Raw genomic sequence first — 12448 nt, 5'->3', positions numbered from 1 at the left:
CTACTAAACTGCCGATGTCATCCCCGCGGAAGCGGGAATCCAGTAACCTTTAATGTCATCTCGCAAACTTATAGCAGAATCCAGTAAAAAATACTAACATTGTTAATATTTTTAGTTATATTTCTGGATACCGTGGTCAAGCCACGGTATGACATCGCTCCTTAAACTAACACCTATGCATATTGCATAGAAAACGGTAGACTCGTTTAATTTGGAAAAGAGCAAACGTACTATAGTATGTACGCTGCGGTCAAAAAATATGAAACGCCTTGCTCTTTTCCAAATTAAACGAGTCTACACCATCCCCTCAGCGTTCTTGTTCTTCTTATAATATACTTCCGAAACATATCTTTTCCCACCGCTACCGCGTTTTAACTGCACAACGATATCTACAACGGTTAAAATATACTTCTTTACTTCTTCAGGCGGCATACCAAGATCTGCTTGCATAACCATAAGCTTTAACTGCTCAATAACCATAGCGGGACTATCGGCATGCAGAGTTGATATTGAACCGGGGTGACCTGTATTAATAGCACGCAAAAAGCTAAAAGCTTCCTTACCTCGAAGCTCACCGACTATAATTCTATCCGGTCTTAAACGCAAACAGGCCTCTATTAAATCTTGAGTGGTAACATTTGCACGCCCCTGTCCTCCTTTTGAAGCAAGTAAATGCACTCTGTTAGGATGACTTGATAGCACAACCTCACGAGCATCTTCTACAGTAATTAATCTTTCTATTGCAGGTATTTCAGTAAGTGCCGCATTAGTAAAAGTAGTTTTACCGGTTGAAGTACCGCCGCTAATTATGATATTTTTCTTTGAAACAACTGCATGTCTAATAAATTCTTTAATCTTTTTTTCAGCTAAGAAATTATTTAAAATTACTGCATCTTCATCTACTAAACTCTCTGTTGCAGTATCATCAAATGCCCCCATTTTAGCATATTCATCTAAAGTTAGATTCATACCGCTAGGCTTTCTTATAGAATAAATGATTTGTCCTATCTCACAAGCAGGAGGAAATACTATTTGAATACGGTAGCCATTCGGCAAAGTTGCCGAAAGAAGCGGTTTTTCTTCTGAAATCATCTGTTCGGTAGATTGAGCGACTAAACGCCCTAATGAAAGTAGATGTTCGCTATCCAGTTCCGGTATTTGCTTAGAATATATATCGCCTTTTTTTTCAACCCATGCTTCTCCAGGCTTATTAACCATAATTTCGTTAATACCGTCTTCAGCAAATAAATTTTTAAAAGGAAGTAAAAACGTCTCTAAGGCTGCAAATTCTTCATTCATTTCATTACCTTCGATTTTAATAAAACGGCTTTTGGGAATTTATAATCCTTATTAACGTATATTCTAACCGGCGTACCTTGATTAATCGTTGTCGTCGGCTTAAACTGCTGCTGAGTTATCATATTTTGTACAACATTCGTCACATCCATAAAAGCTTGAGTAGAAGCTTGTTGTGCTTGCGTCGGAGTTGATGCTATAGAGGTAGTAGTAAGCAAACTTGAAGCTGCCGTATTAACTGCCTGTACTAAGGTTTGAAGTCTCTGCTCAGCAGTATTCGCTGAAGAAGCAGTTTGTGCTGTTGTACATGCTTGAGTCATAGTAGTATAAGCAGTCGAAGTTTTATCGGTAATAGCAGCAAGTATATTAGTACAAATTGTAACTATCCTAGTATTTGCATCCATAGCGGTATTAGACGCAATAGTTTGAGCAGTATTTAACAATTGTGTGGCTGTAGCACTATTAGTTGCTGCTGCCTGCGAATCTATAGGAGGCGGCACTAACTTATCAAGAACTTTAGCAAGACCTATATTAAAGCCGGATTGTAATACGGCATTTGCAAATTGTTCTTTATATTTATTATCAACTCTTCCTTGTAGTCCCGGTCTACCTAAATTATCAACTGCAGGTGAGTCGAATTCTATAGTATAACCGTTAGTTAAATCGATTCTATCCCATATTATAGAAACTCTACCGTAACTATCTGACGAAGTTGAGGTTGCATATTTACCGAATATTTTTGACCCTTTCGGTATCAATATAACTTTATCTTTCTCAGAAAATACGTCTCTACTAATAATGGCTCTTATTTCACCGCCGAGATCACTATTTATTGCCGTCTCAAGGACTGCATCAATTAATTTACCGCGTCCGAGAACCAAAGACATATCACCGCGATCTTTAAAGGTCGCTTCTGCCGTAATCTGTTCCGGTATTTTTTTAGGCTCTACACCACTAACTAACACTATAGCTGATTTTCTTTTTGCTTCACGACGTTGCTTCTTTGCATCGCTCTCAACTAGCGTTCCTGGGGTCGAAGGCAATGAAATCGGCGGCAATGGAGTTTTGTCTTTATTCTCTTCTACAGGAGTAGTAGGAGGTAAGACCGGTGGAACTTCTACTACCGGGGGAGGAGGCAGTGGAGGAGCGGTGGGCGTCTCAAGCTTAGGCGGATCAGGTAACTTTGGAATCTCCGGAATATTATCATCAACCTCCGTAACAGGTTTTACAATATTAGTCGGTATCTGAGTCTCCGGTATTTCTTCTTTTTTAGTACCGAAAAAAAGAGTATAAAAAATATATATAAAAATACCGCAAATTACGACTACTATAACAATACTCTTATTAAAGCTAACTGAAACTTTTGATAATTCTCTTTGTACTTCAGGAAAATCTGCTCCTGATAAAGAACCGGTATTATTATTGTTATTTTGCTCTTCAGCCATATCTAAATTATATTAGTTAAAGTGTTTTATATTAAAAATTGTCATACCGTGGTCAAGCCACGGTATGACACAGTACCCTACTAAAACCTTGCCATGTAATTATTATTTTTCTTAGGATAGTAAAATTTAATTACATATACTAAATCCCTTTCGTTACCCATCATAAGTTCCGTAGAAGCGATATCAAATTCATATGTTCTTTTATTAGTTATAATAGTCATATTTGTACGGATATCTTTTTCAAGAGGCTTAATAAATAATCTATTTGCCAGAGGAGTTATTTTCCACGCATAAGCATCCCCAAGAATTATATTTTGGATTTCTTCGTTTTTAGCAAATTCTATATGCGATTGAAAGCCAAAATGCAAAACTAATAAATAAACTTCATTTGGATTATATATATAAGTTTTTATCCTATTATCTTTAGTTATAGATAAATCATCTACATAATTATTACTACTACTATTGCATGGATCATCTACAAGCGGACATTCTCGTTGTACTGTAAAACCGCTTAATAATATAAAAACTAAAAAATAAAATCTAACTATTGTCATCGTCTACCCTATATCCGTTAACTTGAAACCCTACCGGATTTACATCAAGTTCTGAATCTGTTAATTGCATAGGCACGTAAGCATAACTTACTACCGCTATTTTATTATAAACTAATTGGCTTCCTGATGTTTCATTTACGGAAAATCTAACTATATATTTATCTGCTGCGATTTTTGACCATGATTTTATTACTAAAAATGTAGTATTATCTTCTTTATATTTTATCGTAGGATCAAAATCTTTATTTCTTATATAGCCAAGATAATTATAATAAACACCGCTTGTTGAGAATAATCTTATTGTCGTACGAGCTATAGTCGCAAAATCAACCGGATTATATGTTTCCCGTGCCGTTATGTATTTCTTTATAAAATACCTTGTAAGAGACTCATCTGCCGTTAACACCGGTGATGAAATAGGTTCTACCACCGAGGCACGTCCGGTATTACTATTAAGCTGAATAACAAAAGGATCAAACTGTTTAGATTTTACTACAAATGCTATTACTAAAGTTGATATAACCATAAAAATGGTTAGTAGTATTATTAATATGATAAGTAAGTTACGTTGAACAATTAACTTATCAGATCGCTCTTCATACCAATTCTGAGTAATTTTTAAAGGATTAGCCGATTTAATACTTTCTTGATTTTGTGTATCTCCTGAACCGCTTTTCGAGTTGTTACTTGATTTAAAGAAGCCAAATATATTATTCATATCAAAGGTATTTTTATTATTACATTGTTATTGTGTAAAACTATTACTTTTATGCTATATTTACTGAATTAACCGGTCTTCTTACACAAGGATTTACGCTTAAACTCGATCCATCATCTACATCAGCAGAAACGCACGGGCTTTTAATTTCATAAGGAGCTGAAGGGGTACATGACAACAATTGAGCAAGCATAATTAATACTAATAGAAACTTTAACATTCTAATTATACATTATTAAATTATCTTGTTACTATTTTAAAATTACCTTACTATACAATAGTTCACAAGCCTTTTTTGAAAAAATCTATTTATAAATATAAAAAAATATTAAAAAGATTGTAAACTATTATACTCTGAAGTAAATAAAGAGTAGTTATACGAAGTTCAACTTGGGAGCAGAGCGTATACTTAATACCTGGCTACCTGCGGACTTATTAAAGACATTGCCACCAATTTTTCAAGTGGGGCGAGTATAACATAATAACTAACATCAATAATTGTTATTGTATAATTTTAATTTATAATTTATTTTAATTTTAAAGTTAAATAATATTTGGTATTGTAGCAACAATATAAACTTAACATTAAATTAACAAATCATAATCATATTATAATAATTATGGTAGAGTTAAAATAAAATTAGATATTAATCTAGTAATTATGGACCCATTAACCAACGCAATACAAGAATATATAAAATCCGGTGAATATTTTATTGATGCAAGAAAATGGTATAATTTTAAGTATATCTTACCGTTAAGTCATAGAAGTCTTCTACTTTTAATATGCACGATTTTTACCTTATTATTAACCTTAATTTGTATAAATATCAATATATTGCTACCAATAAACAAAAAAGTAAGTTATTTAATAAAAGATGATGCCGAAAAACAAGCTGCCGTTATTAATACTAAACATTCAACATTAGCAAATCCTTATATTTCTGTTGCAAATATTATGCTTCAGAATTATGTAAAACAACGAGAAGACTATAATTATGATATATTAAAAGAACAATTTACCTTTATTAAAAATAGCTCTACAAGCATTGTTTACATGCAATTTGCCAATTTTATGAATATTGATAACCCATTATCACCGGTCATAAGATATCAAAAACTATATAGACGCTCAATTAATATATTATCAATTAACAATATAAATGATAACGAGGCAGTTGTTACTTTTGAATCATTGGCAAAAAATAGTACGGGTAAAATTTTAGAAAATATGGTATGGGAGGCAAGAATCGGATTTATAATGGATTCTATCAGTACAAGTACCTCACCTGATATGCCGTTCAATTTTACCGTTACTAGTTACAAGCTAAAGTTATTAAGGAATAAAAATCAGAAATAATATGAAGCAACTAATAATATTTTGTACTTTTATAATACTTACATTAGATGTATTTGCTCTTACTATATCACGACCTCTAGGTCGAGACCCACGTCTAAGAGTTATGACTTATAACCCTGACGATGTTTTCAAATTCACAGGATATTACGGCTATCAAGCAAGTATAGAACTAGCAAGAGATGAGGAAATAGTAAGTATTTCTATGGGAGATACTACTTCATGGCAAATAGTACCTGCCGGTCATAGGATTTTTATTAAACCGATGGAACCGGATGCTACTACTAATATGACTTTAATTACTAATAAACGGACTTACTTCTTTGAATTATATGCCGCTGAAACTCTTGATATGCGTGATCCTGAAATGGTCTTTAACGTAAAGTTTCTTTATCCGGATGACGAAAATGACAATATGAGCGGTCATATGCAAACTTTTTCTGCTTCCCTAGCAAGTCCCGATCTTACTCATCCTGAAAAATATAACTTTAATTACTATATTAGCGGTAGCGAAGAAATAGCTCCTATTAAAATTTTTGATGACGGCGAGTTTACCTATCTACAATTTAGGGATAAAAACGCTGAGATTTCCGGTATTTTTGCCGTAGACGATTCACTTCGAGAATCTTTAGTAAATTATCGCCTTGCTCAAGATAATCCTAATATGGTGATCCTTGAACAGGTTTTTCCTAAGCTCGCTATACGTAAGGGCAAAAAAGTCACATGCGTATTTAATCAGTCTTTCAAAGCATATTAACTGTCATCCCGCAAGCTTGTAGGCGTTGTTGCATGGATCAGTTTTTCCGTCATTGCGAGGAAAAACTGTAAGTTTTGACGAAGCAATCCAGTAAAAAATGCTAATTTTTAGCATTTTTTATTATTTTTCTGGATTGCCACACTCCTTGACAGTCCGCTTGCAATAACGATTCGATGTCCATGCAACAACGCTGAGCTTGTAGCGGGATTTAGTCTTTTTTAAATTTTTTTTGGATACCGTGGTCAAGCCACGGTATAACAATGTTATGTCGCATTTAATATATTTCTTTGCCTCGATTTTACTAACTAGCGGCTTATTTATAATGCTTACAAGTCGTAATTATATTCACAAAATTATCGGGCTTGGAATCTTTCAAAGTTCGGTGTTAGTATTTTATTTAAGTATCGGAAAAATTAAAACAGGCGGTGTACCTATTTTACAAGAGGGCATCACTACTTACACTAGCCCTTTGCCTCATGTATTAATGTTAACTGCTATAGTAGTTGGGTTTGCTACTCTTAGCGTAGCTTTAAGTTTAATATATCAAATTTATAAACATTTTGGTACAATATCAGAAAATGAAATTAATTTTGATAAATGATTTTTTCAATTATGTCATTCCCCCATTCGATTATGTTATTCTTACCGTCCTTTATATCATCCCCACAAAGCATTGTTGTATGGATACCGAATCATCATTGCGAGCGACTGCAAGGAGCGTGGCAATCCAGCAAAAATAATAAAAAAATTCTGATTTACAGAATTTTTTACTGGATTGCTTCGTCGAAACTTGCAGTTTCTTCTCGCAATAGACATCTTTCCAAATTCGCTTATAGAGAGGAATTTAAAGGAGACACTTCACCTCGAACCGCAGTATACACAAGCGTACGTGAGGATTCGAGTACCGGATCGACGTATAAATTACCTCTAGAAGCGAAGTTTAGAAAGATGTCTAATGACGATGGAGAATAAAGCCCCATGATCCTAATTAACCATTTCCCTATCATACAAATATTATTCCCTTTATTCGGGGCTTTACTCTCAATAATATCTTTCCGCTTTACTATATTGGCACGAGTAATTACCGTAGTTTGCATTTTATCTAGTCTTTTAGTCAGTGTTTATGGATATAGCATTATACAAAATACGGAACTATCTTACACCATGGGAGGATGGACTTCAAAAATAGGAATAGAATATCGGCTAAATTCACTAAACCAAGCTATTATTATTTATCTTAACTTGGTTTTATTATTCTTTTTAGTTTTTTGTCATAAGATTACTAATCGAACAATCTTAAAATATATCAACAATAATAGAAAATCTTTATTTTACGGTATATTATTATTCGCTCATACGGGCTATTTAGGAATGATTAGTACTAATGATTTCTTTAATTTATATGTGTTTATAGAAATTTCGGCACTTAGTAGCTATGTCTTGATAGTCTCAGGTAATAATCCAAAATCTTTAATCGGAGCTTTTGACTACTTGATAATGGGTAGTATTGGTGCAACTCTTATTCTTATAGCCATAGGATTTTTGCTGAGCATTACAGGTAGCTTAAATATGTATGATGTTGCAGCTTATTTGCAAGAACATACTAATTCCCGTATAATCACTATAGCTATCGGTTTTTTCTTAATAGGAGCTATTTTAAAAACAGCTTTTTTCCCTATGCATTTTTGGATGATGAGAGCTTATAATAACACGGCTTCAGTCACTTTAGTATATTTAGCAGGGATTTCTACTATAATAGGAATATATATAATATATAAATTTACTTATATTATTATAGGCTATGAGACGATTAAAACTGCTATTACAAACTTTATAAGACCTATTGCTTTAGCTACTCTTATTATAGCCCCGTATTTTGCTTACCAGGCAAAAGATTTCAAGAATATTATAATTTATTCATGTTTCACTCAAATAGGTTATGTATTTCTATTGTATGTTACCGAGGGCGGTATAATAGTTTTACCAAGTTTATTATTTGCAGATAGTATAAATAAAATAGCTCTTTTCTTGATAGATGCTTATAATGAAAGCTATAAAAAAAATCCTAACAAAGTTTTAACAATAATTGTTATTATTTGCAGTTGCGGCTTACCTATAAGCCCATTATTTTTTATCAAAATAAATATTCTTGAATTATTATTTAGACAAAGACTATTATTAGATTTTGTTATAATTTTACTCAGCTCCGTAGGATCACTATTTTATCATTATAAAATGGTACTATTGTCATTCCCGCGAAAGCGGGAATCCAGTAATTAAAAAATATAAACACAGTAAATTTTTAAAACTACTGTGTCATGCCGTGACTTGATCACGGCATCCAGTAAAAATATTTAAATTATTAGTATCATAAGTTGTATTCTAGACCCCGTGGTCAAGCCACGGGGTGACAAGGGAAAGAAAAACATGATTACACAATTTACTACTCCGAGTCTTTTGATTCTATCAACTTTGCTAGTTGGTGCATTAAACTTAACCAGTCCGTATGCCACACAAAAAGATAGTTTTATACGTAATTTTTTACTTATTACTATCGCTATTTTTTTCTTCGGTAATATTTTAATTATAGACTGGTTGTTTTTAAAAGGTATTAGAGCAGGATTTGAATTTAATATATTCGGTAATTACTCTATAGGATTCCATCTTGAACCTTTAGGGCTTATTTTCTTAAGCTTAATAGGTTTTTTATGGATCTGTGCTTTACTTTACACTCCAAAATATCTTGCTATTAATAATATAGAACACTCTTCTAGATTCTTATTTTTCTTTAACTTAACTATTCTAACCGGTATTTTAATTGCTCTGTCTAGTAACTTATTTACGATGTTTATTTGTTATGAGCTTTTAACTATTTCTACAGCTTTTTTAATAGGACATACCAAAAATAATATAGTACTTAGCGGGTTATATAAATATCTAAAAATTCTGATGATTTCTGCCACAATATTATTTTTACCGGCAGTGATAATTATTTATACTAAAGTCGGTAACGGGGATTTTGCAAGTGGGAGTTTAGTAGAAAATTATTTTTCTAAAAACCAGTCAATTATTTTATTATTAATGTTTATTTTTGGAATTGCTAAAACTGCAATTTTTCCGGTACATTCGTGGCTTCCTGCTGCAATGGTTGCACATTATCCCGTTAGTAGCTTACTGCATGCCGTAATAGTGGTTAAAACCGGACTATTTTGTATTTACAAAATCCTATTATATATATTCGGTTTATCGTATTTACAAATGATATTTGCCGAGTTTAACTGGTTAATTTTTATACCGATAGTGAGCATATTTTACAGCTCAATCAAAGCACTAGGCACGGATAATATTAAAAAAATACTCGCCTACTCCACTATGAATCAACTAAGCATCGCCTTACTTAGTGCTTTTATGTTAACACCTAAGGCACTTGGAGCCGCAATACTCCATTTAGTTTCACATTCTTTTAGTAAAATTTGCTTATTTTATAGTATGGGAAGTATTTACAGTTTAAAGAAAGCCGATCAAATACAAAATTTACACGGAGTATCTAAAGAGTTTCCTTTAATTTCTTTTATTATATCTATCTCTTCATTATCATTAATCGGTATACCTATCTTTAGCGGATTTATTAGCAAATTCTCAATATTACTTGCTGCAAGCGAACAAAATCAAATTATCGTTATGATTGTCATAATAGCGAGTAGCATATTCTCAAGCCTTTACCTTCTCAAAATATTAAGCTCTATTTATAAACCTTCTTTGGTAGAATCTAGTGTAATAAAATCACTCCCCTACTCTATGCGAATCAGTATAATAATTTGCTGCTGTGCTGTAACTCTATTCTATTTTATTCAAATCTTAATCAGAGAATTTTTAGCTTATATTACATAAACATATTTACATAATTTACATATAATATTTATACCTTTGATACTTCAAAAGTTGGAAGTCAAATAAGCGGTGAGCCTGCACAGCGTACAATAACGTGAGCAAAGGCGAATCCCGAAATTTGACGTACCAAATCTTGAAGTATCAAAGGTATAAATATGGCACAAATTATTAGAGCAACAGAATTTGTACGATCTTTTTCAGATATTATGAATAGAGTTTACTACAAAGGCGAAAGCTTTGACGTTCAAAAAGGTATAGTAGCAAGAATTACGCCTGCAGAAATCAAGCCTTCTATAGCAGTAAGAGACTTAGAGGAAGCCTTTAAAAATGATCCACATCTTGATCCTGAAGATGCTGATCAATTCATGAAAAATATTGAAGAAATAAGACGCAATACTAAACAAGATATTAAAAAATTGGTTGAAAGATGGGATTAATTATTGATACTTCTATAATCATAGCTTTAGAAAGAGGAAAGGTAAGTACTAAGCAATGGTCACATTACGATCAGGCTTATATTAGCCCTATTGTGTTAACTGAACTATTAATAGGAGTAGATAGAGTCAATAATGAGAATAAACGTATAAAATGTTTAGCTTTTATAGAATATGTAAAAAGTCTGTTTACTATATTACCTTTCGGTATTGAAAAAGTATATACATATGCACGTATATTCATGATTTATACACACAACGTATAACTATAGGAACTCATGATATGCTTATTGCAGCAACGGCTATTACAAAAGGTTTTCCGATATTAACTCTAAATGTTAAAAGACTTTAAAAGAATTCAGAGACTAGAGGTTTTAACAGTTTCTTCTAAAGATTAAAATGTTTATTCAAAATACCAAGTTTACATTTCCGATTACTAATTTTGAGCTTATGTTTGATTTTAACCCACAAAATCAGCTAATAGCTCTAGCATTTCTAATTGTTACTACTATCTTAAATCTTTATACAATTTCCCAAAATAGAAAATTAGAATGCTTAATAGGTAGTTTATACTGTTTATCCTCTACTATATGCGTATTTGCAGCTGATTTTATTTCCATGATAATCTCGCTTGAATTCATGACGATTTTTGCCTGCATAATTATTTTTTGCGACCAATTAAAGATAAAACCGGCACGTCAATATTTCCTCACTCATTTATTCAGTAGCGGGCTAATTTTAATCGGTATGACTCTTTTAATTCAAACAACAGGTAATACGGCTTTTACTTCTTTAACGGAATCAGTATATAATTTTGAGTTACCGGCAATATTCATACTTGCAGGTTGTTTAATTAATGCCTCGGCTATTTTTGTAAACGGCTGGGTGGTTAATTGCTATCCTGCAGCTTCAAGTAGCGGCGTGGTATATTTAATTAGTTTTACTACTAAAGTTACTTTAATTATCATTTTAAAATTATTTAGCGGTCTTGAGATATTAAAGTTTTTTGGGATATCAATGATCATTTACGGGTTAGTATTTTCTCTAATTGAGAAAAACCTAAAACGATTGATATGTTATCTTACCGTATCACAGCTTGGTTTTATATTAACGGCTATTAGCATAAACTCTCCAAATATAGCTTATCTTATTACAAGCTTTATATTCATACATATATTATATAACGGGTTATTTGCTTTATATTTCACTTATATAGAAGATGAGTATGATATTAAAAATTACCAAGATCTTCAGAATGCTCAAATTAATCTTATTTTGTTAATCGGATTTGTTATTAGTATATTGATATATACATCTATACTGCCTATTAGCTCTTCTTATATCAAAGATGGAATTGCTAATATTTTAAACGAGAATAATATAATGCTATTTTCTAAGATAGCAACTTGTACCGTGTTATTTGGATTATTGTTGGAAAGTTTGCTATCGTCATTGCGAGCGACTAAAAGGAGCGTGGCAATCCAGGAAAAAAATCGATCTATTTTTACTGGATTGCTTCGTCAAAACTTACAGTTTTTCCTCGTAATGACGTTAAGGGAGTTACTCTACCTCTCTTTCTGCATCATAACTTTATGCGTATGTTTATTCTACCCTATTCAAATATCACATACTGCTAACTTTAAGCTAGTTATCCTTGCAATCTCACTATTATTAGCTTTAATATTTAAAAAAATACCACGCATTTTGACAGAAAACATAAACCTTGACCTATACCAATATATCGAAAAACTTATCTATTTCAGTATCGATAAATATAAAGAAACGGCAGACAATAACGAAGATGCGGAAGAATATCTTAATTTTAAGGTTATTTGGGATAATATTTTAAGTAAAATATCTGCTTGGCATAATCAGCAAACTGCTATATTTATTGTATTATTCCTATTAATTAGTTTGATTTTAACACTCTGTCATCCCGTGGCTTGACCACGGTATCCAGAAAAAAATTAAAAAAGACTGGATCCCGCGATCA

Annotated in this window: 12 protein-coding genes and 3 pseudogenes; 10 read left to right on the top strand and 5 right to left on the bottom strand. The window is 32.2% G+C overall.

Going from position 1 to position 12448, the window contains the following annotated elements:
* Positions 1-294: 294 nt before the first annotated feature.
* The 5 genes from virB11 to REIP_RS05770 all read right to left on the bottom strand — a co-directional run bounded on the left by virB11 (position 295) and on the right by REIP_RS05770 (position 4245).
* Positions 295-1299 carry a P-type DNA transfer ATPase VirB11 gene (gene virB11, locus REIP_RS05790; RefSeq protein ID WP_045804050.1) on the bottom strand — a complete coding sequence of 335 codons (1005 nt, stop codon included), beginning with the start codon at positions 1297-1299 and terminating at the stop codon, positions 295-297.
* Positions 1296-2741 (bottom strand): TrbI/VirB10 family protein, encoded by a 1446-nt coding sequence (locus REIP_RS05785; RefSeq protein ID WP_045804049.1) that lies wholly within the window; start codon positions 2739-2741, stop codon positions 1296-1298. Before REIP_RS05785 ends, virB11 begins: the two co-directional genes overlap by 4 nt.
* Before the next feature lie 80 nt (positions 2742-2821).
* Positions 2822-3298 carry a TrbG/VirB9 family P-type conjugative transfer protein gene (locus REIP_RS05780; protein ID WP_045804048.1) on the bottom strand — a complete coding sequence of 159 codons (477 nt, stop codon included), beginning with the start codon at positions 3296-3298 and terminating at the stop codon, positions 2822-2824.
* Positions 3285-4016 carry a virB8 family protein gene (locus tag REIP_RS05775; protein ID WP_023508005.1) on the bottom strand — a complete coding sequence of 244 codons (732 nt, stop codon included), beginning with the start codon at positions 4014-4016 and terminating at the stop codon, positions 3285-3287. The genes REIP_RS05780 and REIP_RS05775 overlap by 14 nt, the downstream gene beginning before the upstream one ends.
* Positions 4017-4065: 49 nt before the next feature.
* The gene (locus tag REIP_RS05770; protein WP_045804047.1) at positions 4066-4245 is read right to left on the bottom strand and encodes a DUF2706 domain-containing protein; all 180 of its coding nucleotides are present in this window, start codon (positions 4243-4245) and stop codon (positions 4066-4068) included.
* A 432-nt stretch (positions 4246-4677) separates the two neighbouring features.
* Between REIP_RS05770 and REIP_RS05765 the strand changes: the two genes are divergently transcribed.
* From REIP_RS05765 to REIP_RS05730, 10 genes and pseudogenes are all read left to right on the top strand, one after another.
* Positions 4678-5376, top strand: a complete 699-nt coding sequence (locus tag REIP_RS05765; RefSeq protein WP_045804046.1) for a virB8 family protein — start codon at positions 4678-4680, stop codon at positions 5374-5376.
* Position 5377: 1 nt separating this feature from the next.
* Positions 5378-6130: a P-type conjugative transfer protein VirB9 gene (gene virB9 / locus REIP_RS05760; protein WP_008580257.1), complete on the top strand. Its 753-nt coding sequence runs from the start codon at positions 5378-5380 to the stop codon at positions 6128-6130.
* Positions 6131-6395: 265 nt separating this feature from the next.
* Positions 6396-6731 (top strand): Na+/H+ antiporter subunit C, encoded by a 336-nt coding sequence (locus REIP_RS05755; protein ID WP_037214277.1) that lies wholly within the window; start codon positions 6396-6398, stop codon positions 6729-6731.
* A 209-nt stretch (positions 6732-6940) separates the two neighbouring features.
* Positions 6941-7084 (top strand): annotated as a pseudogene (locus REIP_RS13725) (palindromic element RPE1 domain-containing protein); the annotation flags it as partial.
* A gap of 24 nt (positions 7085-7108) precedes the next feature.
* Complete coding sequence (locus REIP_RS05750; RefSeq protein ID WP_045804045.1) at positions 7109-8410, top strand: proton-conducting transporter membrane subunit; 1302 nt, start codon at positions 7109-7111, stop codon at positions 8408-8410.
* A 147-nt stretch (positions 8411-8557) separates the two neighbouring features.
* Positions 8558-10021, top strand: coding sequence for a proton-conducting transporter membrane subunit (locus REIP_RS05745; protein WP_045804044.1), 1464 nt, complete (start codon positions 8558-8560; stop codon positions 10019-10021).
* Positions 10022-10050: 29 nt separating this feature from the next.
* Positions 10051-10171, top strand: a pseudogene (locus REIP_RS13720) (palindromic element RPE5 domain-containing protein); the annotation flags it as partial.
* Positions 10172-10176: 5 nt separating this feature from the next.
* On the top strand, positions 10177-10458 hold the full coding sequence (vapB, locus tag REIP_RS05740) for a type II toxin-antitoxin system antitoxin VapB (RefSeq protein ID WP_045804043.1): 282 nt from the start codon (positions 10177-10179) through the stop codon (positions 10456-10458).
* Positions 10449-10853: pseudogene (gene vapC / locus REIP_RS05735) on the top strand (ribonuclease VapC). The gene vapB and the pseudogene vapC overlap by 10 nt, the downstream one beginning before the upstream one ends.
* Before the next feature lies 1 nt (position 10854).
* A complete protein-coding gene (locus REIP_RS05730; RefSeq protein ID WP_045804042.1) occupies positions 10855-12402 on the top strand; it encodes a proton-conducting transporter membrane subunit in 1548 nt (515 codons plus the stop codon).
* The last annotated feature ends 46 nt before the right edge of the window (positions 12403-12448 follow it).

The sequence above is a fragment of the Rickettsia endosymbiont of Ixodes pacificus genome (genome assembly GCF_000965155.1).
Classification (GTDB): Bacteria; Pseudomonadota; Alphaproteobacteria; order Rickettsiales; family Rickettsiaceae; genus Rickettsia; species Rickettsia tamurae.
Note: the sequence above shows the minus strand (reverse complement) of the source record. Positions and strands in the feature narration are given on the sequence as shown.

What these genes read in the sequence shown, in the direction of transcription:
- vapB (WP_045804043.1), top strand. Translation starts at nt 10,177, where the DNA reads ATGGCACAAATTATTAGAGCAACAGAATTTGTACGATCTTTTTCAGAT.
- REIP_RS05780 (WP_045804048.1), bottom strand. Translation starts at nt 3,298, where the DNA reads ATGACAATAGTTAGATTTTATTTTTTAGTTTTTATATTATTAAGCGGT.
- REIP_RS05750 (WP_045804045.1), top strand. Translation starts at nt 7,109, where the DNA reads ATGATCCTAATTAACCATTTCCCTATCATACAAATATTATTCCCTTTA.
- REIP_RS05765 (WP_045804046.1), top strand. Translation starts at nt 4,678, where the DNA reads ATGGACCCATTAACCAACGCAATACAAGAATATATAAAATCCGGTGAA.
- REIP_RS05745 (WP_045804044.1), top strand. Translation starts at nt 8,558, where the DNA reads ATGATTACACAATTTACTACTCCGAGTCTTTTGATTCTATCAACTTTG.
- REIP_RS05785 (WP_045804049.1), bottom strand. Translation starts at nt 2,741, where the DNA reads ATGGCTGAAGAGCAAAATAACAATAATAATACCGGTTCTTTATCAGGA.
- REIP_RS05775 (WP_023508005.1), bottom strand. Translation starts at nt 4,016, where the DNA reads ATGAATAATATATTTGGCTTCTTTAAATCAAGTAACAACTCGAAAAGC.
- REIP_RS05755 (WP_037214277.1), top strand. Translation starts at nt 6,396, where the DNA reads ATGTCGCATTTAATATATTTCTTTGCCTCGATTTTACTAACTAGCGGC.
- virB11 (WP_045804050.1), bottom strand. Translation starts at nt 1,299, where the DNA reads ATGAATGAAGAATTTGCAGCCTTAGAGACGTTTTTACTTCCTTTTAAA.
- REIP_RS05730 (WP_045804042.1), top strand. Translation starts at nt 10,855, where the DNA reads ATGTTTATTCAAAATACCAAGTTTACATTTCCGATTACTAATTTTGAG.
- virB9 (WP_008580257.1), top strand. Translation starts at nt 5,378, where the DNA reads ATGAAGCAACTAATAATATTTTGTACTTTTATAATACTTACATTAGAT.